At 41.5% G+C, this 25124-nt stretch carries 26 protein-coding genes; 5 read left to right on the top strand and 21 right to left on the bottom strand.

The window, feature by feature from the left end; all coding sequences use genetic code 11:
- Nucleotides 1-140: 140 nt before the first annotated feature.
- The 18 genes from IJS99_07085 to IJS99_07000 form a co-directional block, all read right to left on the bottom strand.
- Nucleotides 141-962: a bifunctional 5,10-methylenetetrahydrofolate dehydrogenase/5,10-methenyltetrahydrofolate cyclohydrolase gene (locus IJS99_07085; protein ID MBQ7561581.1), complete on the bottom strand. Its 822-nt coding sequence runs from the start codon at nt 960-962 to the stop codon at nt 141-143.
- Nucleotides 950-1540, bottom strand: a complete 591-nt coding sequence (locus IJS99_07080) for a cyclodeaminase/cyclohydrolase family protein (protein MBQ7561580.1) — start codon at nt 1538-1540, stop codon at nt 950-952. Before IJS99_07080 ends, IJS99_07085 begins: the two co-directional genes overlap by 13 nt.
- Nucleotides 1541-3208 carry a formate--tetrahydrofolate ligase gene (locus tag IJS99_07075; protein MBQ7561579.1) on the bottom strand — a complete coding sequence of 556 codons (1668 nt, stop codon included), beginning with the start codon at nt 3206-3208 and terminating at the stop codon, nt 1541-1543.
- Nucleotides 3209-3296: 88 nt separating this feature from the next.
- The gene (locus IJS99_07070) at nt 3297-4730 is read right to left on the bottom strand and encodes a sugar transferase (GenBank protein MBQ7561578.1); all 1434 of its coding nucleotides are present in this window, start codon (nt 4728-4730) and stop codon (nt 3297-3299) included.
- Between the two features lie 126 nt (nt 4731-4856).
- The gene (locus IJS99_07065) at nt 4857-6158 is read right to left on the bottom strand and encodes a TRAP transporter large permease (protein MBQ7561577.1); all 1302 of its coding nucleotides are present in this window, start codon (nt 6156-6158) and stop codon (nt 4857-4859) included.
- Nucleotides 6159-6160: 2 nt separating this feature from the next.
- Complete coding sequence (locus IJS99_07060) at nt 6161-6610, bottom strand: ankyrin repeat domain-containing protein (GenBank protein MBQ7561576.1); 450 nt, start codon at nt 6608-6610, stop codon at nt 6161-6163.
- A gap of 21 nt (nt 6611-6631) precedes the next feature.
- Entirely contained in the window at nt 6632-7168 is a 537-nt protein-coding gene (locus tag IJS99_07055; GenBank protein ID MBQ7561575.1) for a TRAP transporter small permease, read from the bottom strand.
- 122 nt (nt 7169-7290) lie between these two features.
- Entirely contained in the window at nt 7291-8268 is a 978-nt protein-coding gene (locus IJS99_07050) for a TRAP transporter substrate-binding protein (protein MBQ7561574.1), read from the bottom strand.
- Between the two features lie 33 nt (nt 8269-8301).
- Complete coding sequence (locus IJS99_07045) at nt 8302-9234, bottom strand: bifunctional enoyl-CoA hydratase/phosphate acetyltransferase (GenBank protein ID MBQ7561573.1); 933 nt, start codon at nt 9232-9234, stop codon at nt 8302-8304.
- Nucleotides 9235-9306: 72 nt separating this feature from the next.
- A complete protein-coding gene (locus IJS99_07040; GenBank protein MBQ7561572.1) occupies nt 9307-10137 on the bottom strand; it encodes an aminotransferase class IV family protein in 831 nt (276 codons plus the stop codon).
- 24 nt (nt 10138-10161) lie between these two features.
- Nucleotides 10162-11862: a hypothetical protein gene (locus IJS99_07035; GenBank protein MBQ7561571.1), complete on the bottom strand. Its 1701-nt coding sequence runs from the start codon at nt 11860-11862 to the stop codon at nt 10162-10164.
- Entirely contained in the window at nt 11835-12392 is a 558-nt protein-coding gene (locus tag IJS99_07030; GenBank protein ID MBQ7561570.1) for a hypothetical protein, read from the bottom strand. The genes IJS99_07035 and IJS99_07030 overlap by 28 nt, the downstream gene beginning before the upstream one ends.
- Nucleotides 12389-13048, bottom strand: coding sequence for an ankyrin repeat domain-containing protein (locus IJS99_07025; GenBank protein MBQ7561569.1), 660 nt, complete (start codon nt 13046-13048; stop codon nt 12389-12391). The genes IJS99_07030 and IJS99_07025 overlap by 4 nt, the downstream gene beginning before the upstream one ends.
- Before the next feature lie 15 nt (nt 13049-13063).
- Nucleotides 13064-14221, bottom strand: coding sequence for a hypothetical protein (locus tag IJS99_07020; GenBank protein ID MBQ7561568.1), 1158 nt, complete (start codon nt 14219-14221; stop codon nt 13064-13066).
- Nucleotides 14181-15356 carry a hypothetical protein gene (locus tag IJS99_07015; protein MBQ7561567.1) on the bottom strand — a complete coding sequence of 392 codons (1176 nt, stop codon included), beginning with the start codon at nt 15354-15356 and terminating at the stop codon, nt 14181-14183. Before IJS99_07015 ends, IJS99_07020 begins: the two co-directional genes overlap by 41 nt.
- On the bottom strand, nt 15353-16975 hold the full coding sequence (locus IJS99_07010) for a CTP synthase (GenBank protein MBQ7561566.1): 1623 nt from the start codon (nt 16973-16975) through the stop codon (nt 15353-15355). Before IJS99_07010 ends, IJS99_07015 begins: the two co-directional genes overlap by 4 nt.
- Before the next feature lies 1 nt (nt 16976).
- Entirely contained in the window at nt 16977-18581 is a 1605-nt protein-coding gene (locus IJS99_07005) for a LysM peptidoglycan-binding domain-containing M23 family metallopeptidase (protein MBQ7561565.1), read from the bottom strand.
- 513 nt (nt 18582-19094) lie between these two features.
- On the bottom strand, nt 19095-19565 hold the full coding sequence (locus IJS99_07000; GenBank protein ID MBQ7561564.1) for an NAD(P)-dependent oxidoreductase: 471 nt from the start codon (nt 19563-19565) through the stop codon (nt 19095-19097).
- Nucleotides 19566-19637: 72 nt separating this feature from the next.
- Here IJS99_07000 and IJS99_06995 point away from each other — a divergent pair, with 72 nt between their 5' ends.
- The 5 genes from IJS99_06995 to IJS99_06975 are packed head-to-tail and all read left to right on the top strand — an operon-like array spanning nt 19638 to nt 21023.
- A complete protein-coding gene (locus IJS99_06995; GenBank protein ID MBQ7561563.1) occupies nt 19638-19979 on the top strand; it encodes a hypothetical protein in 342 nt (113 codons plus the stop codon).
- 18 nt (nt 19980-19997) lie between these two features.
- Nucleotides 19998-20228, top strand: a complete 231-nt coding sequence (locus tag IJS99_06990) for a hypothetical protein (GenBank protein MBQ7561562.1) — start codon at nt 19998-20000, stop codon at nt 20226-20228.
- Nucleotides 20212-20349, top strand: coding sequence for a hypothetical protein (locus tag IJS99_06985; GenBank protein MBQ7561561.1), 138 nt, complete (start codon nt 20212-20214; stop codon nt 20347-20349). The genes IJS99_06990 and IJS99_06985 overlap by 17 nt, the downstream gene beginning before the upstream one ends.
- A complete protein-coding gene (locus IJS99_06980; GenBank protein MBQ7561560.1) occupies nt 20334-20477 on the top strand; it encodes a type II toxin-antitoxin system RelE/ParE family toxin in 144 nt (47 codons plus the stop codon). The genes IJS99_06985 and IJS99_06980 overlap by 16 nt, the downstream gene beginning before the upstream one ends.
- A 9-nt stretch (nt 20478-20486) precedes the next feature.
- The gene (locus IJS99_06975; GenBank protein MBQ7561559.1) at nt 20487-21023 is read left to right on the top strand and encodes a hypothetical protein; all 537 of its coding nucleotides are present in this window, start codon (nt 20487-20489) and stop codon (nt 21021-21023) included.
- 58 nt (nt 21024-21081) lie between these two features.
- Here the strand turns inward: IJS99_06975 and IJS99_06970 are convergent, their stop codons facing one another.
- Genes IJS99_06970 through IJS99_06960 form a run of 3 tightly spaced genes read right to left on the bottom strand, consistent with a single transcriptional unit; the run spans nt 21082 to nt 25066 of the window.
- Nucleotides 21082-21999, bottom strand: coding sequence for a homoserine kinase (locus IJS99_06970; GenBank protein ID MBQ7561558.1), 918 nt, complete (start codon nt 21997-21999; stop codon nt 21082-21084).
- Nucleotides 21990-23033, bottom strand: coding sequence for a threonine synthase (locus tag IJS99_06965; GenBank protein ID MBQ7561557.1), 1044 nt, complete (start codon nt 23031-23033; stop codon nt 21990-21992). The genes IJS99_06970 and IJS99_06965 overlap by 10 nt, the downstream gene beginning before the upstream one ends.
- Before the next feature lie 38 nt (nt 23034-23071).
- Nucleotides 23072-25066 (bottom strand): hypothetical protein, encoded by a 1995-nt coding sequence (locus IJS99_06960; protein ID MBQ7561556.1) that lies wholly within the window; start codon nt 25064-25066, stop codon nt 23072-23074.
- Nucleotides 25067-25124 lie beyond the last annotated feature (58 nt).

The raw sequence follows: 25124 nt of genomic DNA, 5'->3' as shown, positions 1-25124 counted from the left end.
TGTGCTGTGCTGTGCTGTGCTGTGCTGTTGTCGATTCTACCTACCGACATAATTTCTTGTCAAGTCCTTTCTTGAAAAATTTTTATGCATGAAAATATTATAACACCCCCGCTATTATTTATAACGAGGGCGATATTTTATTATTGTAAACTTGCTGCTTTGACTAAATTTTTCGCTAATACTGAAGTGGTAACAGCTCCGACTCCGCCGGGCACTGGGCTTATTGCGTGAACAATCGGCGCGACCCGTTCATAATCTACATCACCGCAAATTTTGCCTTCAGGACTTAAATTTATTCCCACGTCAACTATAATGCTATTATTATTTACAAATTCGGGCGTGATAATTCCTGCTTGGCCTGCTGCTGAGATAATAATATCGGCTTGTTTGCAAGTTTCAGCTAAATTTTGAGTCCTGCTATGACAAATAGTAATCGTTGCGTTTTCACTAAGCATTAACATAGCTAACGGACGGCCAAGAACGAGACTCCGGCCGACTATGACGACATTTTGCCCAGTTAAAGAAATATTATAATGCTTCAACATTTCCATGACAGCAAGAGCAGTACAGGGCGCAAAAGAATTTTTCTCCCCAGCAAAGACTCCGGCCAAGTTAATGGGACTCATACAGTCAATATCTTTTAAGGGATTAATTGTCTTGCATGCTTTCTTGTCGCTTAAGTGTTCAGGCAGCGGACGAAATAATAATATGCCGTGATTGTGTGAGTCTTTATTTATTTTCGCAAATTCCGAGTCAAATTCTGACTGTGAAATATTCTCCGGCAATTCGTGAATGTTTACGCCGAAGCCCAAAGCCGCGAATCTCTTAACTATTCCGCGTTGATATGCTAAATCGTCCGGACGCGCTCCCACTTTGATAATAGCGAGATTTGCAATTTTGCCCATTAATGACTCTTGTATGCTTGCTGCGACCTCTGAACCCTTCATTATTAATTCTGCCATGATAGAAGCTCCTTGCTTTCACGTTCAGAATTCGAGACCCATTCGGACATTTGCGCATTATATGACTCGTCCTTAATAAATGCGAGATTTATTTTTACGTTATCGAGTGCTATATTAATCGCCGCATAACATTGAGACAGTGCCGCCGTCAAATCGCATTCAGCCGTAATATTTGACTTCCCGATTAAATTTCTTGATAATTTCATGACTTCCAAGCAATTATTTACTATTTCAACCGGTGCAGAGATTGCGGTTTTATAAGCCTCCTGCAGTGCCTGTGAACGCGCTAATTTTTCGGAGTCTGTATTTTTCGGGAGCTTGAGAGCGTTTATTACTCCGTCAAATGAGCGCATATCTTTATTTATGCATTGAGTCAAATTTTGCATTAACTCATTTGCTTTCTTGGCCGAATTAATTGCGAGTTCCTGAAATTGTGAATATTTTTCGCGGTTAATTGTTAGATTCGCTACCATTGAAACAAGAGCCGCGCCCATTGCCCCGGAAAGTGCAGAAGTTGCCCCGCCCCCCGGTGCTGGTAAATCTGAAGCAAGATCAGCTAAAAATTTTGAGATTTCCATTTAGAATAACCCCGTGATTTTGCCGTTCTCGTCAACGTCGATATTTAAGGCCGCAGGTTTTTTCGGGAGTCCCGGCATCGTCATAATTGCTCCTGTTATAGCTACCATAAAGCCCGCCCCGGCAGATAGTCTCACTTCTCTAACTGTGATTCTAAAATTTTCAGGACGGCCTAATTTCGCGGGGTCATCTGATAAAGAATATTGAGTCTTTGCCATACATACAAGCAAATCATCTTTATTTAAATCGTGAATTCGCTGTAAATCCTTTTCTGCCTGTGCTGTGAAGTCGACTCCTTCAGCTCCGTAAATTTCTCGTGCGATTGCGTTAATTTTTTCTTTAGGACTCATTGAGGACTCATAAATGAATCTGAAGTGTGACTCTTTCTCGCAAGCCTCGACAACTTTTTGAGCTAACAATTTGCCGCCCTCGCCGCCTTTGCCCCATACATCAGCTAGAGCAAATGACGCGCCTAACTCTTCACACTTTTTAGAGAGTAAATTAATCTCTGACTCTGTATCATTCGCAAATTTATTTATCGCAACAACAACAGGAAGGCCATATTTCTGTATGTTCTCGATATGCTTTAATAGATTCGGAATTCCTGCTTCAAGAGCTGCTAAATTTTCGTGAGTAAGCTCGTTCTTGCTTAATCCCCCGTGCATCTTGAGAGCTCGAATCGTGGCAACTACAACAACTGCATCAGGCTTTAACCCAGCTGTACGGCATTTGATGTCTAAAAATTTTTCTGCTCCGAGATCTGCTCCGAATCCTGCTTCAGTTACTAAATAATCAGCGCATTTGAGTCCCAGTCTCGTAGCCTGCACTGAATTACAGCCGTGTGCAATATTAGCGAACGGCCCGCCGTGAATAAATGCCGGGTTGCCTTCAAGAGTCTGCGCTAAATTCGGCTTGATTGCGTCCTTAAGTAATGCTGCCATAGCTCCCGCCGCCTGAATGTCATTCACTGTAACTGGCTTATTATCATAAGTGTAGCCTAAAACAATGCGCCCGAGTCTAGCTTTCAAGTCCATTAAATCAGCTGATAAACACAATACTGCCATTACTTCAGAAGCAACTGTAATATCAAAACCGGACTCACGGGGGACTCCGTTTGCTGTGCCTCCCAGACCGATAATAATATTTCTTAATGCTCGCTCGTTTAAGTCCATGACTCTGCGGAAAACTATTTTTCTGGGATCGACATTTAACGCGTTGCCCTGCTGTATGTGATTATCGAGCATAGCAGCGCACAAATTATGTGCAGTAGTAATCGCGTGTAAATCTCCGGTGAAGTGCAAATTTATATCTTCCATAGGGACGACTTGAGCATAACCGCCGCCAGCTGCCCCGCCCTTGAGTCCAAAACTTGGCCCCAGTGAAGGTTCACGCAAAGCAGCACATGCTTTCTTGCCGATTTTATTAAGTCCGTCAGTTAATCCTACTGTTGTAGTAGTCTTGCCTTCACCTGCTGGAGTCGGTGTAATTGCAGTAACAAGAATTAATTTACCGTCGGGCTTATTTGCGAGTCGCTTTAACACGTCCGGAGAAATTTTTGCTTTATATTTGCCGTAACACTCTAAATCATCTTCAGAGATTCCCAGTTTTGCGGCTATATTAATTATTGATTCAGGTTTAGAAGCCTGAGCTATTTCGATATCGCTTAACATGTAAAAATTTTTCCTCCTTATAACAAATAATATCATCAGGATAAAACGATATTTTACAAAATCAAGCGGCAATTAATCAACTATTTTATTAATAAGCTCCTGTGCCTCGTATAACTGCCCTGACCGTTCGCAATAAAATTATAATATCAAGCCATATAGACCAGTTATGAATATAATATAAATCGTAAGTTATCCGCTCGTCATAATTCTTGACATCATTGCGGCCGCTGACCTGCCAAAATCCTGTCATTCCGGGTTTAACGTGAAAGATTTGCCGTGCTGTCTTATAACCGTAATATAATTTGATTTCTTTCTGTACAATCGGACGGGGACCTGTGAGACTCATTTCTCCGCGCAAAACGTTAAAAATTTGCGGTAACTCGTCAAGACTCGTGCGGCGTAAAAATTTGCCAAATTGCGTTATTCTAGGGTCATTCTTGAACTTGAAAGCTTGCTGAAATTCTTTGCGTAAATTCTCATCTTTCATCATTTCCTGTAAAACCTGCTCGGCATTTGGAATCATAGTTCTAAATTTATACAAGTAAAATAATTTCAAGTTTTGCCCGACTCGTTTATGCTTAAATAAAATATTGCCGCCGTCCTCGTGTTTAATTTTATAAGCTGAGTAGATCATTAACGGCGAAAAAATTATCAATGCAGCAAAGCCCCCGACATAATCAAATATATTTTTTATGAAGCGATTCACGGGATTCAATAACCCCTGCGAGGCCGATATAACAGGGAGTCCGTCAATGCTGCGAATTTCTGCCGAGTAAGTTGTAAGCATATACATATCGGGAATATATAAGACTCTGCTTACGTTCTCTTCTACAATGTTTAATATATCAGCTAGAGTCTTTCTTGACGCTGTAGGAATTGCTATAATTGCCTCATCCGCGTTAATTTGTGATTGAATTTGCTCAAAATCTTGTAATTTGCCGAGCACCGGAACTCCCGCAATAAAATTATCCTGTTTTGACTCGTCGTCGTCAAGAAATCCCAGAACTTTACGCGCTATAAACGGTGAAGAGATTATATTTTCCGCGAATATCTGCCCGGCCTTACCTGCTCCGAGAATTATTACATTTGTTGTGAGTAATCCCAGCGCAAATAATAAACGCCTGAAAATATACCTGGCTGCCAGACTCACAGGTATAAATATTGCAATTCCGAGAATTAATGCGAATAAGGACATTTTTATTTTGCTGGTATAAAGAAATAACACGCTCACAAGCAATATAGACAGCCCCGAACGGAGAGCCGCCTTTATTTCGTCCCAGAATGTCCAGAGCCTAAAGAAATATAATGACTCAAACAAGAAAAATGCTGTCATTGTACCAGTTAAGAAGGCTTTTACTTCAAACGAAATTTTTACGTCAATTAACAGCGCGAATATAATATTATATAAATATACGTCAAGAATAATTTGTATTACTGAAAATATTACCCGTAAAAGTGAATAATTAATGCGATGTGCGATGTTTGAAGCACAATCAAACAAAATCATGAGAAATCTTGTCAAGCTCCTTTCTTGTAAAATTTTTACGATAAAATAATTTCTTGAATTCTAACATATTTATTCGCAAAAAAAATCCCTCCTGCAAATATTTCACAGAAGGGACGCATAAATTTTTTAATTTCCTACAGTCTATACTGCATATCCAAAGAACGCAGGAAGCCATAAACTTATACTCGGAATAAATGTAAGCAATAATAAAGTTATCAACATGCAAAGATAGAACGGGAGAGTAGCCTTTACCACTTTCTCCATCGGCAATTTTGCAACCGCCGAGCCTATAAATAAAACCGACCCGACCGGAGGTGTTAATAAACCTATACCGCAATTAAGAATTACCATGATGCCGAACTGAATCGCGCTGATTCCAATTGACTGTGCAACCGGTAATAAAATCGGCGTGGCTATTAAGATAATCGGTGCCATGTCCATAATACAGCCGAGAATTAATAATATAGCATTGAGCATTAAAGCAATTATAATCGGGTTGTCTGATACACTCTTAATTAAATTTGCTGCTTTGAGAGGCACGTGCAAAGTAGTCAAGCAATAACCGAATGCCGCCGACGTTGAAATAAGTATTAACACGATCGCAAGAGTCTCTACACAAGTATCAAGCGATTTCCATACGCCTTTCCATGTCAAGCCGCGATAAATAAATACTGACACGATAAGCGAATATACAACGGCTATAGCTGCTGATTCAGTTGCTGTGAAGACTCCGCCGACGACTCCTACAACGACTATTAAGACCGCCGCTAATGCCCAGAATGACGTTAATAACTGCTTAATAAAAACTGTCAGGCTGAAGGGATTGCCTTTAGGATAATTTCTCTTGACTGAAATAATATAAGAACCTACCATTAACGATAATGCGAGAAGAGCTCCGGGAATATATCCGGCCATGAAAAGCGCACCTACTGAAATCCCGCTCGCTGTAGTCGCGTAAATTACCATATTATGACTGGGAGGCACAAGCAAGCCCTCACATGATGATGTAATAGTAACTGCTGTTGAGAAGTCAGCCTCATAGCCCTGATCTACCATCATGGGAATTAATATCGAGCCTAGAGAAGCCGTATCAGCTGAAGCCGAGCCGGAAATCCCCCCGAAAAAGTATGACGCGACAATATTGACCATTGCAAGACCGCCGCGCATCCATCCCACGAGAGAATTTGCAAGCGCAATTAACTTGTCAGAAATTCCCCCCGTGCCCATTAATACGCCCATTGTGATAAAAAACGGGACTGCCATTAAACTAAATGACCATATGCCTTTGACCATTTGCTGAGGAAGTGTAACAAGTGCCTGACCCTGCGAAATTAAACAAAATACAGTCGAGAGTCCGACAGCATAAGCAATCGGGAAGCGCAATAAGATCATCGCGAAAAACGTTCCTAGTAATACTAATGTCGAAATATCTTCAGGACTCATTTTTATTCACCTGCTGCATCAAGAATTATTTGCTTTATTTCTTCATTTCTTGCGAAATCAATAGCTGTCTGCCCGTTGTCGTTCTGAATATTAACATCTGCTCCAAAATCAATTAAGATTTTCACGACTTCGGGATTGTCATTATAATAAGCTGCTTTCATTAGGGCTGTGTTGCCGTATTCGTCACGCATGTTAATTCTTATTTCCTGATCGCCCTCTTTCAGGAAAGTATAAATCACGTCGGAATTTGGATTCATTGCGGCCAAGTCCAAAGGAGTCCAGCCGTTATTATTCCTGTGATTGAGTTCTGCCCCTTGTCTTATGGGAATTCGCACGTCTTGAGGTGTTGAATGTTCGTTCTTTACTGCTCGAAATAGATCGCTCGTAGGACTCGCATAAGCACATGAAGCAATTACGAGTATTAATACAAATGCGAGAGTAAATTTTTTCATTTCGTGACCTCCTTATTTTATTTATATTGCTGCTTTCTCTTCCTTAGGGACAAAGATTTCTTCAAGTCTCATGAAAATCTGTTCAAGCTCAAAAATTGCCATACTTCCGCCCGCAATGGGAATCGGCAGATACATCCAAACTCGGCTCAATGTCGGGATTGATTCATAGCGTCCGAATCTTGCCAAAGGCGATTGACATACTTTAATGCCATAAACGAGCATTACAATACCCAGTGCAAAGACTGCTATATCAGCTACTAAATCAAGAAATTTCACAAGCCCGTCGGGTAAATATTTATCAAATGCCGTCATTCTTATATGAGCACGGCGGCGAATTGCTAGTGTAGCAGACAAGACCGCCATATATACCATAAATGTTAATACCATTTGCTCACTCCACGCAGGATCGGGAATCCATTCGATATAACGCCCTGCAACGGACATTGAAGTTATTACGATGTCAGCAACTAATAATAATTTGCAGATTAACATAACTAATTTATCCGTGATGTCATATAGCGGCCTTATTAATGAAATTGCTTTAAAGAATCCGCGCATAATTATTTAGTCATTCCCTTCTGATAATCTAATAATCTAATAATTTAATCTGGAAAATTAAATCACTCTCATAAATTAAACGGGAGAAATTTTATTAACTCCTCCCGCTGAAATATTAAATCTTATTGCATGTCTACGATTTTCTTATAGAGTTCGGCCTGACTTGCTGTATTTGCTTGAATAGTGGGCTGGCATGCCTTAACCCATTCGGTTTTGTCGGGAACGTCTACAACTGTTACGCCGTCTTTGCGGAGAAGGTCTAACACTTTTGCTTCTTCACCGGCTGATAACTGCGCATTAAATTGCTGGGTTGCCTTCCCTGCTTCCATGATCCAAGCGCGCTGCTGATCATTAAGTTTATTCCAGCCTGAGTCAGCTATAACAATCTGAATAGCTCCGAGTGTATGTCCGTCAAGCAATAAATTCGGGGCAACTTCTGAGAATGCATTAGATCTGTAATTTGCGATGGGCTGCTCGGCACCGTCAGTAACTCCGGTCTGTAATGCGCTGTAGAGTTCCGTATAAGTTACAACTGTAGGATTTGCGCCGAGATTGCTGACCATTCCGGTCATAACAGGGTCATCTGATACACGAATCTTTTTGCCTTTAACATCGCTTAAGCCGCCGACTTTTTCCTTAAAGAAGAAATGTCTGAATCCCTCTTCACCGTAGCAAATGCCTCTTAATGGGAGTCCGATTACATGAGGTTCTGCTAAAAATTCCGCAGCGAGTTCACTATTTGCGAACTTCCAGAAATGTTCACGGCTCACAAAAGTATAGGGAATTGATAATAACATAGCTTTCTGACAGCCGTAACTTGTGAGGGCAAATGCTGAAATTCTTGACATGTCGATTGTGTCGCCGCCGCCAAGGATTCCGTCTAAAACCTGAGCTTCTGAACCGAGTACGCCGCCGGCCTGAATATCGATGACGACTTCACCTTTTGAGAGTTCTTCAACTTTGTTCTTGAAAAATGTTCCAGTTTGTCCGACGATTGAGTCAAGCGGGTTGACTTCTGCATAAACAAGCGTAACTTTTGCGGATGCTGCTCCGGCAAATACACAAGAAAGAACGAGCGCGAGTGCTAATACTTTTTTCATTATAGTGAATCCTCCCTATAAAATATAAATAATTTAGCCCTGATGATGAGCTAACATTACAGCCCCTGCTATTGATAATAATTTTGCTCTGGGTGAGTCTGCTCTGCTTGTTAAGACGACTGGAGCCTTTGCACCGATAATTAATCCTGCTGTCTCACTGCCCTTAGCAAAGAAACTTATCGATTTTGCGAGCGCGTTACCTACTTCAATTTGAGGCACCATCAAAATATCTGCGTGGCCTGCGACTGGTGATTTAATGTGCTTGATTTTCGCGGCTTCCTCGTTGATTGCGTTATCGAGTGCGAGAGGTCCGTCAACTACACAATTTTTAATCTGTCCGCGTGCGTTCATTTGTACGAGTGCCGTAGCGTCAAGAGTGCAGGGCATATCAGGATTTACCATTTCAACGGCTGCGAGACATGCTACTTTCGGGAGCTCGACTCCGAGTGAACGCGCAAAATTTACGGTATTCTGCACAATATCGGCCTTCATCTTTAAATCCGGGTACATGTTAAATGCTCCATCAGCAATAAAAATTATTCTGTCATAGCCCGGTATTGAGTGGAAATAACAATGAGAAATAGCATTCTTGCCGACTCTGAGTCCGACTTCCTTGTTTAACATGCCTCTAAGGAAGTGATCCGTGTGAAGCTGACCCTTCATATAAATATCTGCCCGGCCTTCTGAGACTTCAGTAACTGCCACGATTCCGCACTTGGGCTCGCTAGTTTCGGGGATAATGTGATAACTTGATTCTGATGCGCCTGCTTCTGCGATACACTCTTTGACTTTGTCGGGATTGCCCACGAGTGTAGCCTCAATGAGTCCCATTTTGCGGGCGTCCTCGATTGCTGAAATGAGTCCCGCGTCTTCTGCCATTGCTACGGAAATTCTTTTACGGCCTTTATCAGCGCATAATTTCGTAGCGTCCTCGATTAACTGTGATAATGATCGAATCTGTTCCATAAAGATAAATAAACCTCCTATTATGTAAAAATTTTATTATGACTCCGGCTCAAATTCCCGGAGGTGTTGCCGTTATTCAAGCCACCTGTCTAAATTTTTAGCGTATAGGTCAGCGATTTTGCGTGTAACTTTGCCCGGTCTGCCGTCTCCTAAAGTAATGCCGCCGACTTTCACGACTGGGACGACCATTTTTATACTTCCTGTAACAAATGCCTCGGCTGCCTTCTCGCTTGCAAGTTCTGACCATAGGGGGCAGCGTTCTTCTATTTTGATCCCTGCTGATTTTGCGAGTTCTAATGCTCCGTCCCTCGTCGTACCTTTCAAGACCCGCGATAATGGAGCTGTTACAATCGTATCATCCTTCAGGACTAAATAAAAATTGCTGTGTCCTGCTTCCGTGATTTCACCGTTTGGACAATATAATACGTCGCTTACTCCGGCCGGGAGCTTGAATGTCATACGATAATCAACACTCTTTACTGAGGGATCATCTCGGCCCAATGGTACAGGCTCAAGAATTACACCTCTCTCAAAATCTTCAGGAGTTAAAAAATTTGCTTCATCGAATATAGCAAAAAATCTCGGTTCAGTAAAGCAATTTTTTTCTGAATCGAAATTATCTCCGCCCGTCAAAAAAGTTCTGACTCTGACATCACGGCCGATTTTCTTGATTCCTTCACGGACTATATTTTTCATGAATTCAACGTCGGGAATATTTGCGATTCCTGAACTCTTTGCGCTGTTAACAAATCTTGTCATATGCGGAGTAAGCATTAAAGGCTTCAAATTATGTGATGCAAGAGCCTCAAAGACTCCGACTCCGCGCTGAATGATTAAATCTGAAATCGGTAATTTTGCGTCTTCAGGTTTAACAAATTTTCCGTCAATGTAACATAAAAACATTTTCGCACAACCTTCCATAAAAATTTATTTATTCTTGGGAATTTCGCTTGGCCTTATAAACGGGTCAACGTCGCGCTTTTGTCCGAATGACACGTTAGAATCCGGGTAGGCATTAATCGAGATTGTCAGGCCTAAACTATCATTTCCGCCATATGTGCGCTCATTCTTGTAATGCAGATCCCATAACATACAATCCGTAACCCATTGAATACTATAAATCATCTTGTCAACCATTGAAGCCTTTAGATCATAACTGCCCCTGACAGCAAGATAAATTTCACGTCCGACGGGGAATCTAATTTTCTGGTGAATTCTCTCAAGATTATAATATTGATCCCAGTACATAGCACTTTCTCCCCAGACAAATTGACGCTCGTAGCCTGTTCCTAATTCTAACGCACCTAAATTATATTTAATGCCCGCAAAAGTTCGTAACATTTCCATGTCTCTATGATCGTGATCATAAAGCCACGCTTCAGCCTTAGTATCAGAAAATAAAGTAGTCTCGCCGATTGGTAACTCGAAATAAGACCGCAGGCCAAGTCCAAATCTTGATACAGTGCTGCTTTTAGGGTAGCCGTATATTAATTCTTTATAGCTTCCGTATGAGGCATAAATTCTTGACCATGTATGAGTCGAACTCTTGAACCACGGAGCATAAATGTAAAATTCAGGTTCACGGTCGACTCGGCCTTTATATTGAGTAAATGCGTCTTTCTGTTCCTCGACGTATTCATTATGACTCCATTTTAGTTCAGCCTGCCAGCCGTTATAGTGATAAATTAATGAGCCGTAGGGATGCCAGAGTCTTTCTTGCCATAAATCATTCCAAGTGCGTTCGGCTCCGACCTTGATAGAAAATTTATCGCTTAATTCCTGCTCGATTTCTACACGATACTCCCAGCCTGATTTACGAGCCCATGAGAGTCCTAATGCAATTGAGCCGGTCTCCCAGCCTAACATGCTTGACATTCCCCCGCCTGAGCCTTTAGTGTCGCTCCGTTGGAAATATGGCAGGAAAGCATAACCGATCTCTCTGCGTTCAAGTCTCAAGACATAATCAAGCGGTGAAGTAAATAAATAAGTGTTGCCTAAATAGACTCGCGGACGTTTTGCGATAATTCTTTTTCCGGGTACAAACGTAATAATTTTTGACTCGAGCCTGTAATGAGGGTGATCTAATTTACAAGTCGTTAGCTTAACATGATGCCACCGCACAAAATAATCTTCAGGAGTCCCCCGAACGAGCCCGCGTTCATGTGCAAGATCCCACGGGATGACTTCTATATCTTGACCGTGAACGTAAAGAACTCCGCCGTTGTCGCCTATGCCGATTTTAGTAGCTGCTCCGGTTAAGATTCCTTCTTTAGTGTTCAAGTCATAATTTAATTGATCCCCGCGTAAAATTCTATCTTCCTGCTTTAATACAACTTTTTCACCGGGTAAAGGCATAGCTTGAATTTTTTGAGTATCTGCGTCGTATTCGATTCGTTCGGCCATTATTGACGTATTATTATATTGCAGGACTGCCCGGCCTTCAGCGAGTGCGTGCCCTGTCTCGTCATTGAATGAAACTCTATCAGCATTTAACGTAACTTTTTCGGGAGCTGATTCAGTCTCAGGTGTTACAGGTGCTGAATCCTGCTCATCTTCAGCGGCATTTATTTCACAGCAAGAAAAAATTATTATGCAAATTATCAATATTGTTCTAAAGGTTTTAGCCATTGGATTACTCCTCCTTGCTCTAATAATATCACGCCGCTTTCATCCATGCTCGCATTTGGAGTCGTCAGCATAAATTCATCGTCATAAATCGTGAATCCTTCAGGAAATGAGAAAGTATTATTTTTTTCCTGCCAGTTAAGACGGGGGCTCTCAAGATTCCAGACTCGCTGTCCTGTGTCAAGAGTTCCCAGCAAACCGAGAAGACTCGCGGCCTTCTTTTCGTGATAGTAAGCACCTTCACGCCCGAAAAAATACCACTCGCCGCCGGATTTTAACTCGCGCCTGATGTCAAGAGATTTCACGTTTATAATATCTTCTTCGCGATCTAAATAGGGAATCTTTATACGCCACATGTCGCCGGAAATTTCGCGGGAGAAATTAATATTTTCCATGACTATGCCGGGCAAATTTTCGAGACTCTCGCGCAAGAAATCTATATTTAGATTCATGTCCCGCCATGCAAAGCGAACTAACACGACAAAGCCAAGAAAGAAACTAGCTACTATAAGTTTTGTGAGTGAAAATTTCATTTGCTTAATTCTTCCAAACGTCCTAACGCGTCAGAGCCTTTGAGATTCTCATTTTCGCGGGCATAATCAACTGCCATTTTTCCGGATTTATCGCGGATTTTCACATCTGCACCGGAGTCAAGTAAAATATTTATTATTTCCTGATATTTAGTATTCGAGGCTGCAAACATCAAAGGTGTCAAATCGTGATAATTTTTCGTGTTGACTTTAATTCCGGCATTCAGCAAAATTTTAACTATTTCGGGAGTATTAACTGCTGCTGCCGACATAAGAGCCGTATTACCGTATTTATCTTCTGCGTTGACATCTGCGCCGAGTTTCAAGAGTGTATTAATTATTTCAGGTTTATTATTAACAGCTGCGGCAATCATTAAAACTGTTTCGCCCTCAACAGCTTTATAATTTATATCGACTCCGGCATTCAAGAAAGCATTAATTATTTCAGGAGTTATATTTCCTCTTACTGCATACATTAAAGCATTCTGGCCGTGTTCGTCTTTTGCGCGGGGATTAGCTCCTGACTTTAGAGAGTCAAGAATTTCCTGTGATGTCCCGTTTTCGCAAATCTTTATAAATTGAGCGTCTGAAATTTTCTCGGCAAATAAAGGACTCGCGCTCAACAAAAAAATTAACACAAATAATAAACTTTTACGCAAATTTATTTACTCCTTTCACCATACTATTTTCCATGAAGATCCTTCGCGAATTACTCCCAGTGTGCGGCTCACGACGGATCTAAATATTAAAGTTTTCTGTACTGCTATAACTTTTGCGCGTTCTTCTCCTACCCAGTCAATATTAAAATCTCCCTTAAGTGCTGCTCTCATGTCGGAGGCTTTTGCGGCATCTTTCGCGAAATTATCACGTGAAATGACTTTCTTTGAGCTGGTACACAACATATCATACATTTCTGAATATGAACCTATAGCCCATAGAGATAAAAATTTTCGTAATACTGCCTCGCGACTCGAATAAGCATTACCGGTATTATTATTTAATTGCCGTGAATTATTATTTCCGGGCTTGCTGTCTTGACTCGTGTTATTATTTCTGCGTCCCTGTAAATTATTCACAAAATTTGCCATGTCGCTGGACTCTTCCTGAAAAATTGGCTTAATAGGTCTGGGAGGAATCGCGGGCGGAGTCGGCTTTTTCGGGGGCGTGGGCTTCTTTACGGGCTCGCGTTTAGGAAGATTCACTACTACTAATTCAGGTTTATTTGCTGGCTCTTGAATGACGGCGGGGGCTGTCTCTAATGGCGCAAAAGTAAATAATCTCTCATTACGGCCAATTCCATTTAACGAGACTGAATAATTTTTCCGAATTTGTTTAGGGAAGAAAACGAGTCCCTGAATTACTCCGCGTGAAGGATTCTCAAGTGAGGCATCGAATCTTGTCGGCTTGACTCTCTCACCTGAATCAAGAATTAATGCAATATTATCACGGACGGGATTCAAATCTACAGGCTTGACTCCAAATGAGTAAATGCTAATTAAAAAAGTTTCTGACTTGTCAATCTGTAATTCAGAAATAAAATTTTCCTTGTATGCTTGCTGCTGTGATGGGCTCATTCCTGTGCGGATTGCTTCAGATTCGACCCATGGATTAATTAACTCTTCAGGATAATGAACTATCCAGACAAAACAATCTTGTCCCCAGTGAGTCGCCGTCCAACGTTCGAGAATTCTTATTGTGTCATTGAAGGGGTCAGGCTCGGCGAAAATTTTACAAGCGCAAAAAAAATTACTCGCAGCAATAATAATCACTACGAGTATGAATCTTGCATAATTAATTAACCGGCTGTTCCGGAGGCAGCTGGAAATCTCCACCCTGATTCGCTCCTGATCCTGAATATGTCGGAGTGCCGTATTGACTCCTGTTAAAGACATCGCCTTTAATTATAGTATCTCGATTAGGGTCATAATTTGTCGGCTGGGTAATCTCACTTTGAGGCGGGGCAGTGTTTATATTATTAGTTATGCTTGACTGCAGACTTGCCGGAATTGGATAAGCTGACACGGGAACATCGCCGGAAATCTGCACAAAAGTTACTGAACCTTCGGGGATTCTGATTGAATTTCCGCGAATAAATATACCTCCCACGAGTCCGACCGGCCCTAACAAAGCAGCTCCGGCAACACTCACAGCACCTGCTCCGACAAATCCGCCTTCACCGCGATCTCCCACTCTGCGGGCTTCTTTCAGTGCATGTTCTGACGCTTTACCGACTATAACGGGGGGACGCTGAGGGCCTAAAGGTTTCAGCTCGTTAAATGAGAGTCTGACTTCTCCGGGAATTCCGAACATTCGAGGGCGTTTAACGTCTCTTACTTCTGTAATTAATAACGAACCGGCCGGGGCAACTAGGCAATAATTCACAATTAAGTCATTTGTTAATTCTAATCTCACAAAGTCGCCTACTCTTGATTTAGCGGGGCTTAATTCGTCCATAAATCTGAATTTCATTACAGTGTCGCCGGGAATTACTACACTTTGAGCCGAGACTGGATCCATTAAGAGAGTCGATAAAAGACTTTCAACGCGCATAACGAGGGGGCTTCCTGTGTTAGATGTCCCGTTTAAATTTGTTTCGAGTCGTTCAACACGTTTAATAGCAGGCTCTGAGGCACTAATTTTTTTATCGACTACCCATTCAGCGACTCCGAGCTTGAATAACATAGAAGGCTGTTCGGGTGTACCTATTTCTAAGAAATTCAAGATTGCCGCGTGACGTTCTGCCATTGTACCGGGTAGACTGCGCCCGAATAAATCGCCCTCAACTTTTGAGAGCCTGTCAAGTAAACCGCCCTGCGCAACATAACCGTAAATAATCTGCTCGATTTGCTGCATCATTCGATGTGATGAGCCCGAACTATCTTCAGGATCTGGGACTGCTTCAGACGCAAAACAAATTGACGACGCGAAAATTAATATTATTGCCATAAAAATTTTTATTGACTTCACTGTTTTATGCCTCCTTCTCGATTTCTCATGTAATTAACGCTTGCATTTATGAATCCGTCAAATAACGGGTGCGGACGAATGGGACGAGATTTTAATTCACTGTGGAACTGACCGCCGATGTACCAATTATGACCGGGCAATTCTACAATTTCGACTAAATTATGCTCTGTGCAAACTCCTGAAATTTTCAGCCCGGCCTTCTCGAGTCTCTCACGATATGAATTATTGAACTCGTAACGATGTCTGTGTCTCTCTGAAATTTTTAACTGCCCATATGCTGCGGCTGCTTTTGTGCCTTCTACTAAGTCGCAGTGATAAGCTCCGAGTCTCATTGTCCCGCCGAGATCGCTTAAATTCTCCTGATCTTCCATTAAGTGTATAACAGGATGAGGAGTCGCGGGATTCATTTCTTTGCTGTGAGCATCGGGCAATTTGCAGACATTTCGGGCGAATTCCACGACCATCATTTGCATTCCTAGACAGATTCCGAATAAAGGCACGTTATTTTCACGGGCATATTTTGCAGCTGCTATCATACCTTCAACGCCTCGAACTCCGAAACCGCCGGGAATTAATATTCCGTCAGCAAATTTTAGAATCTCTTCGGGATTTCCTGACTCTAAATCTTCTGACTCGATTGAAATTATATTAACTCTGACATTATGAGAGATTCCGCCGTGATGTAAGGCCTCTACAACGCTCAAATGTGCGTCCTTATGCTGAATATACTTCCCGACTAAGGCAATACTAACCTGCTCAGGGGGATTTATATATCTGTCAACGACTCTGGCCCAGTCGCTCAAATCAGGCTCAGAGTCATAATTCAAGCCTAAATATTTCAGAATTAAATCATCGAGTCCCTGTTTATGAAGACTTATAGGCACGTTATAAATTGTCTGCTCGTCTCTTACTTCTATAACTGCTTCGGCCGGGACATCACAGAACAGAGCGATTTTATTTTTCATGCCGGTGTCCATCGGGTGACTCGTGCGGCAAACTAAGACATTCGGCAAAATTCCAATTCTGCGCAATTCTTGAACGCTGTGCTGAGTGGGTTTAGTCTTTAATTCCTTTGCTGCTTCAAGATATGGCACTAAAGTAACATGACAGTACACGACATTTTCACGGCCGACTCTGACTGCCATTTGCCTGATTGCCTCTAAAAAGGGCTGACCCTCAATATCTCCGACAGTTCCGCCGATTTCGACAATCAAGACATCAAGATTTTCAGCCGCACTGATTAATCTTTCTTGAATGTCATTCGTTATGTGAGGGATAACCTGAACAGTTCCACCGAGATAATCGCCGCGCCGTTCTTTCTTGATAACGCTTGAATAAATTTTGCCGGTCGTTATTGAACTTTTTTCGCTTAAAGTCTCGTCTACAAATCTTTCATAATGACCTAAATCTAAATCCGTTTCTGCTCCGTCATCAGTTACGAATACTTCTCCGTGCTGAAATGGATTCATAGTTCCTGCGTCGACATTCAAATACGGATCAACTTTCAAATTTGAGACTTTGAGTCCGCGCTTCTTTAAGAGAGTGCCGACAGAACCTGCTGTAATTCCCTTGCCTAATGACGACACTACGCCGCCGGTGATAAATACAAATTTTGACATGTTATTTGCTCAGGTACTTAATCGGATTGACGGGGCTGTTACCGTTGCGCACTTCAAAGTGTAAATGCGGCCCAGTTGAACGCCCTGTAGTTCCTACTTTTGCTACTAGCTGACCTGATGAAATACTTGCTCCCTTTCCTGCTAATAATGTGCTGCAATGAGCATATAATGTTGACTGGCCGTTTGAATGCTCGATTACGAGAACTTTTCCATAACCGCCCATCCAGCCGGAATAAACAACTTTGCCGCTTCCTGCTGCCTTAATAGGATCTCCCCTGCTCGCTTTAATGTCAATTCCAGTGTGAAAATCTCTGCGTCTCGTAATGGGATGCTGTCTCCAACCGAACGGGCTGTTAATTCTACCCATGATAGGCCATCTGTATGTACCATTTTTTACAGCAACTTCACCCGCTTGAGATTTATTTGCCTGCTTGGCCGGAGTCTTTGACGGTGAAGGCTGTTTCTTGACTTCTGCTAATTTCGGAGTGTCTCTGCGTTCGATTAAGCCGTCAGGTTTTGCGCCGGGTAAAAATATTTCGTCGCCTGTTTTGAGTGAGGCAACATCTACATTTATATTTACCTGCTTTAATTTATTAATGCTGACTCCGTAACGCTTGCTGACTTCTTCGAGACTCTCACCCTTCTTTAACACGTAAAAAATTCCGTCCTGATTTGGAATTCTTAATTTTGCGCCGGGCCTCAATCTTGCTGAAGTCTTGAAAGTGTTGCTCCCGATGAGTGTATCAAGTTCGATATTTTGAGCGTTTGAGATTGACCATAAAGAATCCCCCGGAGCTATGACATAACTTTTGACTTTGAGGGGCTCAATTTTTTCTTTAGTAGCGGCTATTCTCATTTGTCGGGTTCTAACTTCGTCTAAAGTTTCTTCTATTTTGCTTGGGTCGTTAGGAATTAATAAAAGCTGATTCTCTGATAGTCTATTTGCGTCCTTGAGTCCATTTGCGCGTAAAATGTCCTGAGCCGTGATATTTCCGTGAGCCATTGCTATATCTGAAAGAGTTTCGCCGTTCTTTACAACATGTTCGCGCCATATTGCGGCATTCTCAACTAAGATAATAGGCTGCTTTTGTGAGGGTTTCTCTGCGGGGGACTCTATGACTTCTTCATGATTTATCGGGATTTCTTCTTCCTCGTCATCTTCTGGCATCTTTGTGCCGTCCTCGTGAACACTTAATATAATACTCTCATAGTCCGATAAATATTTAGGCAGGGGGCCTATTTCTTCATTCAAAGTATTTTGTGTGTAAACATATAAATTATTATTCTTGGGAGTTTGTGCGCCTTCAAGCTCTGTGATTTCTACTTTGATTAGATTGCCGGTTATAGTTGTCTCGCTGCCTTCACTGCCTCCCCATGCTTGGCTAATGTCTGAATCTGAGGCAAAACTAAAGTGTCCGGCTGAAAACATCAAGAATGAAGCAAGCCCGAATGTCAGACACACAAAGAATCCAAATGCCCAGCAAAAACCTAATGACACGCCTTTATTCTTTTTTTTACGGGAGCGATTCTTACTGTTTCGATAGCTTTCATAGCTATTATAATTCCTGTATTGCAAAGACTCCCGTTGTCTATCCAGATCTCTCAAAAAATATTCCTCCCGACCTGCCGCGCGCTTTTACTCAATCACGACATCTAAATTTTGATAGCCCTCTATAAATAAATTTTTCTCAATCATTGAACGTAAGCATTATAACATATGGAAATACCGCGAAAAATACTCAACATTCACTAAAATTTTATTCACAAGTTCAACAATGCCGGCTATTATAGCACAGTAAAAAATCTCTAAATCGGTGTAATTCCGCATTCTTTGAGAAAGTTATAAAAATTTATTCTGTATTTTTTCGAGATTTCACAGCTAAAAATTTTTCTCATAATTGAGTCATAACGGCTAATTTTTCCGGAGTCTATCTGTCTGATAAATTACAAGTTAATTTGCTTGATTCTCCTGCGCTGCTCACACTAACAATTATATTTTGCTATAAAAAATTTTCTCATCATTAACCCATGAAGGCCAAATTTTCCGGAGTCTATCTGACAATTTACGAGTTAATTTGCTTGATTCTCCTGCACTACTCACACTAATAATTATATTTTGCTATAAAAAATTTCTCTCATCATTAACCCATAACGGCCAAATTTTACGGAGTCTATCTGACAATTTACGAGTCAGTTTGCTTGATTCTCCTGCGCTGCTCACACTAACTGAAATATTTTCGCAATTTATTAGTGACGGAAAATAGAAATCGCATTCACTCTGACAATCTGCAATATTTACGGGGATATTAAAATTTTTTGCCGTGTCATGAACGAGTCTATTAATTTCGCGCTTATCTGATGCAGCAATCACAAATAAAAATTTTCTGCTTATATCACTAATAATAAATTCTCGGCAAATTTTTACGGCTTCACGCGGGAATTTCTCGATAAAACAAGGACTCACAGCTGTAACTTTTGCGCCGCACCTCAATAAAGTATCTGCACGCCTCGCAGCAACTTGACCGCCCCCGACTATCAAAATTTCACGATCCTGAATATTTATTAAAAACGGAAATAACGGAAATTTCACGAAAATATTTGCCCCTTTCTTGATTCTTGCTATTATTATATAAATTTTTTAGCTGGGAGTGAGTATAATTTCATGAAAAAATTTGCAGCGTTTATATTAGTCTTTCTTGCTTTGACTGGAATCGGCGAAGCTTTTGTACGTGAAGGCAGAGTACCGGGCAAAAATGGGCTTGCTTTTTACGGACTTCGCTATGATTTCGACAGTCTGACTCTCTCAATCAAGAATAATACAAAATATAATCGGACTTTCGGAGGGAGTATGCTGTTTCTTGATAGAAATTATAAACTAGTAGCAAGAGCAGAAATCAGACCGGCAAAAATTAAGCGGCATTCTTCACGAAAATATAAAGCATTCTTCACTAAAGGCAGCGGACACGAAGCAAGACAAGCAAGTTTTCTCGAATGGGAATTCTAAAGGAGTGAATAAATAATTATGTCGCAAATATTACTCGATTTTACGCCGGAACTTCAGGAACGTATTAATTTCTGGAGCAGCAAGAATAACAAGACACCCGATATTTTTATTAAAAACGTGCTGGCTGAATATCTCCAAGATTTAGAAGACTACGAGGAAGCCGCAAAAATTTCTCAAGAGATAAAAGCAGGGCGGGTAAAGACTCATTCATGGGAAGAAGTGAGGGAGCGTCTTGGCTTGGAAAATTGAAATCTCAGACGAGGCCGAGTCTGTACTAGCAAAAATGAATAAGACAGAGCAGCGAAGATTTGATAAATTTTTGAAAGACTTGCAAGCCGTGAGAATCCCCGCTCAATGGGTAAAGCATTAACAGGGCCTTTAGGAATTTATTGTAGCTATAGAGTCGGCGATTACCGCGCAATTTGTGATATCCATGACAATATATTAACTGTAGCAGTAATTCGTATAGGACACAGGAAAAATATTTATAAGATTTGAGGTGATTTCATGAGCGCAAAAAAATTTATTCTCGCAATTATTATATTTATTATATTTATTGACTCGGCCTATGCATTATCTAACAGTGCAGACGCTTTTATGTCGCTTCCATTTGGACACACTTTTGCACGCACTCAAAAACGAATGCAGACGAGCGGATCAAGAACTAAGACTCCCCGCAAAGATTCTCTAACAATGGAAGGAATGTTTGAAGGTTACCCGGCGACTTATATATTCAGCTTTCACAAACAAAAATATTTGAAGACTAAGGCCGTTTATCTTCAGAGTATGGGCGACGCGGAAAAAGACCGGCAATTTTACGAGCTTCTACAGATGGGCTTTAATAGGGCTTACGGTTCAGGTAACGAGAGACCAAAGGCAGCTACTCGAACACGCGGGCAATTAATATTGAATAACGTCTGGACTCCTGATAGATATACGACTATAACAATGACATATAACCCTGAGGGCTCGAAAAGATTCCCCGGTTCGTCAATGAGTAATAGATTCATTCAGATTATATATAAGACTGACAAATGGGATTAAGTGTTTTTCCGCCGCCGAGCGGGGTGGGCGGGTGGGAGTGAGGCGGCGGATTTTTTTGTTACTCTATAACAGTCCCTGATGAGGCACAATTTAACACAAAGAAATGCGAGGCTGCTCCCCCTTCAGTGAATAATTTGCACATTGCACTCGATAATTTACCGGCTAAGCCGTGAACTATTGCTATCATTGTCGGCCCTGATCCCGATATTGCCGTAGCTATGCAGTCAGGATGATTTGCAATCTCGCTGAAAAATTTTCCTCCTGTTTCGCCCGGAAATAATTTCGCCCTGTGAGGTTGATGGAGTCTATCTTCCATTCCGACCCGTAATAAATCCCAGCGTCCCATTGCCCACGCCGCGCAGAGCAAACTCGCATGACTCACGTTAAATACTGCGTCCCTAAACGGCACACTCTCAGGGAGAATCTTTCTTGCGTCCTCTGTGTGAACCTGAAAATCAGGAACGGCAGCAATCACGTTTAAATCATCGGGCAAGGCAGGCAGTCTCACATAACGCAATGACTCACCGTCCCAGCATGAAACAGTCATACCTCCTATAAAGCAAGGCACAACATTATCCGGATGGCCTTCTATTAAAGTCATTACACGTAATAATTCACTCTCAGGAAAATTTGACCCGCTCAATAAATTTGCAATTATAACGCCGGCTACTACAGCAGTAGAAGAACTACCGAGTCCGCGATTTAACGGCACTGCATTACAACACGAGAAAGCAAAGCCCTTCGCCGGTAAATTCCATTCTTGACATGCCCGCAAATAACTTGTAACGATCATATTTTTACGAGCGTCCTTCAGTTCGTCGACTCCTTCTCCTGAAATCTCGCAAGTATATTCACCATCGGGCAAAATTTTATCTACAGTGAAAATATTATAGAGACTCAATGCCATTCCCAGAGTGTCAAAGCCTGAACCCAAATTTGCAGTAGTAGCAGGAACCTTTAAACTAATCAGCGGCATTCTAAGACCTTCATTAAATCTTCTAGAGTGTCATTAATTTCTATAGGCTTCCCGACTTGACTCATTGCTGTATCAGGATCCTTTAAGCCATTACCCGTTAAAATCATTGTAACAGTTATTCCCTCCGGCAATTTTCCGAGTCCCTGTAACTTTATTAACCCGGCCAAAGGAGCACAAGACGCAGGTTCAGCAAATACTCCGCCTTCAGATGCTAAAATTTTTTGAGCGTTTAGAATCTCTTCATCACTCACTGAATTAAATTCGCCGCTTGACTCTTTAACTGCTGCACGGGCTAAATGTGCGCTGACTGGATTCCCGATTCTTATTGCGGTCGCTATAGTCTCAGGATTCGGACAAGGTTTATTATTTACGAGCGGGGCTGCTCCTTCTGCCTGAAATCCCATCATTCTAGGAAGAGTCTTTATTTTGCCGAGCTTGTAATATTCGTTATAACCTGCCCAGTAAGCACTGATATTTCCTGCATTCCCTACCGGTATAGCGTGCCAGTCCGGGGCCTTCCCTAAAACGTCGCAGATCTCCCACGCCCCCGAACGCTGACCGATAAGCCTAAACGGGTTAACAGAATTTACCATAGCACAGCCTGTTTTTTCTGCACCTTCACGAGCGAGTTCTAATGCCCTGTCAAAATTTCCTTTGACTGCTATAACTTTCGCGCCGTACATTAAAGCCTGAGCAAGTTTTCCGAGTGCCACTTTACCCGCCGGCAATAAGACAAAGCAAGGAATCCCCTGTGATGCAGCATAAGCCGCCGCACTTGCACTTGTATTACCTGTTGACGCACAAATTATCGCGCTCTTCCCTTCTTCTAAAGCCTTAGCAACGGCCAAGACCATCCCCCTGTCTTTGAACGATCCAGACGGATTACAGCCCTCAAATTTGCCGTAAAGTTTAATTTTGAGTCGCTCGCTGACTCTGGGCAAATAAATTAACGGCGTTGATCCCTCTTCAAGATTCACGTCCGGAGTGTTCGCTGTAACTGGTAATAATTCTCTATAGTGTTTCAATACTCCCATAAATTAATATGCCTCCTGAAAAAATTTATTATATTTTCTCACAAAAAAGGGCGACAGTTACGAAAAATTAGCCATCGCCCATAAAAATTTAATTTCGTGAAAATTTCGCGTTTTCTTCTTTTCTTAGCAAGTAAAATTAATCCAGTAAGAGCCAAGATTCCAAATATGCCGGAATTACAGCCGCTCGAAGATATGTAATAAAGAGGATAATTTTCCTCGAAAAATACTGCCGTCGTAACATCAACATAACCGCCTAAATCGTCATCTTTGAATGTCTTGACGAGATTCTCCAGTGTGAGATTCTTTCTTATTGTGTCGTCCCATTCAAAGACTCTCATTGCAAATCTTCCGCCGACCGGCCCGGCACCGACAAAGAATAATTCATGTTCTGAGTCCTCCAAAAATCCGTGTTCGCTCTGTAATAATTCTCTGACCATGAAGAAATCTCCGCTTGCACCCTCATAAGCATTTGCAGGAGCGTCAAAGAGTCCTAAATCACAGACAAGATCAGGAGATTTTACCCAGCCAGTGCAGTGATAAAGTTTTATGTCAACGCTTACCATTCCTATATCGACACTTGAATTTATCTTATCTATGCTTACGGGAGTCCGGTTAACTGCGCTCTTAACATAATAAAATCCGTTGCCGCCGTCTAATGGTGGATTCTCTATTTCAAGTTCCATAGCTGAATAGTCAACAATTTTAAAGCCGTTCGAGGGATTCCAGTGGCAAAGAGAATCAGCATCATATGAAAGTATCAACATTTCCATCATGAAATAAAGTCCGTCGCTTCCGTCCGTAAAAGGCTTCTCAAGTTCAGTAGCTACCATTCGGCCGTTATCAATCATTATGGAAGTATTATTAATGCCGTCCCATAAATAAGTATCAATTCTATAAAGTTTCTGATTGTTGGTTATGACATAACTTTCGCCGGTGTAAACAAATGCTACAATTTTGCCTGCGTGCTGACCTGCTTTTACAACAAGATCTGCCGTAGTCTGTGCGTTCGTGATATTTGCGCGGGTTAAATTTTTCGTCTTGTTCCAGTGATAAAGCGCACAATCTTTACTAGTATTGCCGCCCGGTTCTGCGTTTGCGTCTCCTGAATAGCACCCGAAATAAAATCCGCCCTTCTCATCAGGTATAGGGGACTCTATATCTATATCCCAACCGTTTATTTCTGAACTGTTCACTATGACACTATAATTTACAGGTGAAGCGGCCTCATCAATGCGGATAATTTGCGGCGAATCTGACGAGACAGTATCATATACTACAAGCACTACGGCTTTATCGTCTTCAGTGTTATTTATGTCAACGAGTCCGCGCCCTACTTCAATCCCGTTTGCCTCATCGTCAACGCGTTTCTTTGTAACATCGAGTCCGGTTCTGACAAAATGAAAATCTGCTACCTTCGCAAGAGTCTCCCTGTTATAAATATAAATATCGCTCTTTGCTGGAGTATAATTATCTCCGCTTATATTTTCACGTTGAGAAGCCCAGACATAAACATAATTTACATTATTTGTCAGTCCAACGAGACTATAAGCATTATAGCCGCTCTCAAGAGTTTGAGTAACTTTATTATCCCAGTTCAACAGGTCATAACGAGTCAAAGTATTATCATGAATGGCATAAATATATCCTTCTGAGTCAGGTGCTAGAGTCAAATCACATGAAGTAATAGGATTCGGAGTAATTGTTAAAGTCATATTTGATGCGATCGGTCTAGTTATATCAATTGAAGCGTTATAGACATCGTAATAAGTCGTATTCTCGTCAGGCTTTTGGACTCTAGAGTCATAAATATATCTTAGTCCGTTGCGTGTAAATTCTCCGAGTGAATGCTGCTTTGTGTCATTTGAAATTAAAATAGTCTGAACAGGTTCGCCCTCATCGAAATCTATTCGTCCTACTCCATAAGTGGGAGTTTGACTCGGATTCGTTGCAATAATATCACCCGATGAGAAAGTGTAAAGCAATGACTTGGCGCAGGCAGGTAAACAACTTCCCAGCAAAAATATTAACATCAATAATAAGGCGCGTTTTCTTATAAAAAATTTACTTCCTTTCATAAATCTATTAGATTCA

It is taken from the genome of Synergistaceae bacterium (assembly GCA_017444345.1).
GTDB lineage: Bacteria > Synergistota > Synergistia > Synergistales > Aminobacteriaceae > JAFUXM01.
The sequence above is the reverse complement of the archived record's forward strand: the minus strand, read 5'-3'. Positions and strand labels throughout refer to the sequence as shown.

Bases quoted from the DNA above. Each gene is read 5' to 3' on its own strand.
- IJS99_07085 (MBQ7561581.1), bottom strand. From the start codon at position 962: ATGGCAGAATTAATAATGAAGGGTTCAGAGGTCGCAGCAAGCATACAA.
- IJS99_07080 (MBQ7561580.1), bottom strand. From the start codon at position 1,540: ATGGAAATCTCAAAATTTTTAGCTGATCTTGCTTCAGATTTACCAGCA.
- IJS99_07075 (MBQ7561579.1), bottom strand. From the start codon at position 3,208: ATGTTAAGCGATATCGAAATAGCTCAGGCTTCTAAACCTGAATCAATA.
- IJS99_07065 (MBQ7561577.1), bottom strand. From the start codon at position 6,158: ATGAGTCCTGAAGATATTTCGACATTAGTATTACTAGGAACGTTTTTC.
- IJS99_07060 (MBQ7561576.1), bottom strand. From the start codon at position 6,610: ATGAAAAAATTTACTCTCGCATTTGTATTAATACTCGTAATTGCTTCA.
- IJS99_07055 (MBQ7561575.1), bottom strand. From the start codon at position 7,168: ATGCGCGGATTCTTTAAAGCAATTTCATTAATAAGGCCGCTATATGAC.
- IJS99_07050 (MBQ7561574.1), bottom strand. From the start codon at position 8,268: ATGAAAAAAGTATTAGCACTCGCGCTCGTTCTTTCTTGTGTATTTGCC.
- IJS99_07045 (MBQ7561573.1), bottom strand. From the start codon at position 9,234: ATGGAACAGATTCGATCATTATCACAGTTAATCGAGGACGCTACGAAA.
- IJS99_07040 (MBQ7561572.1), bottom strand. From the start codon at position 10,137: ATGTTTTTATGTTACATTGACGGAAAATTTGTTAAACCTGAAGACGCA.
- IJS99_07035 (MBQ7561571.1), bottom strand. From the start codon at position 11,862: ATGGCTAAAACCTTTAGAACAATATTGATAATTTGCATAATAATTTTT.
- IJS99_07030 (MBQ7561570.1), bottom strand. From the start codon at position 12,392: ATGAAATTTTCACTCACAAAACTTATAGTAGCTAGTTTCTTTCTTGGC.
- IJS99_07010 (MBQ7561566.1), bottom strand. From the start codon at position 16,975: ATGTCAAAATTTGTATTTATCACCGGCGGCGTAGTGTCGTCATTAGGC.
- IJS99_06995 (MBQ7561563.1), top strand. From the start codon at position 19,638: ATGAAAAAATTTGCAGCGTTTATATTAGTCTTTCTTGCTTTGACTGGA.
- IJS99_06990 (MBQ7561562.1), top strand. From the start codon at position 19,998: ATGTCGCAAATATTACTCGATTTTACGCCGGAACTTCAGGAACGTATT.
- IJS99_06980 (MBQ7561560.1), top strand. From the start codon at position 20,334: ATGGGTAAAGCATTAACAGGGCCTTTAGGAATTTATTGTAGCTATAGA.
- IJS99_06975 (MBQ7561559.1), top strand. From the start codon at position 20,487: ATGAGCGCAAAAAAATTTATTCTCGCAATTATTATATTTATTATATTT.
- IJS99_06970 (MBQ7561558.1), bottom strand. From the start codon at position 21,999: ATGCCGCTGATTAGTTTAAAGGTTCCTGCTACTACTGCAAATTTGGGT.
- IJS99_06965 (MBQ7561557.1), bottom strand. From the start codon at position 23,033: ATGGGAGTATTGAAACACTATAGAGAATTATTACCAGTTACAGCGAAC.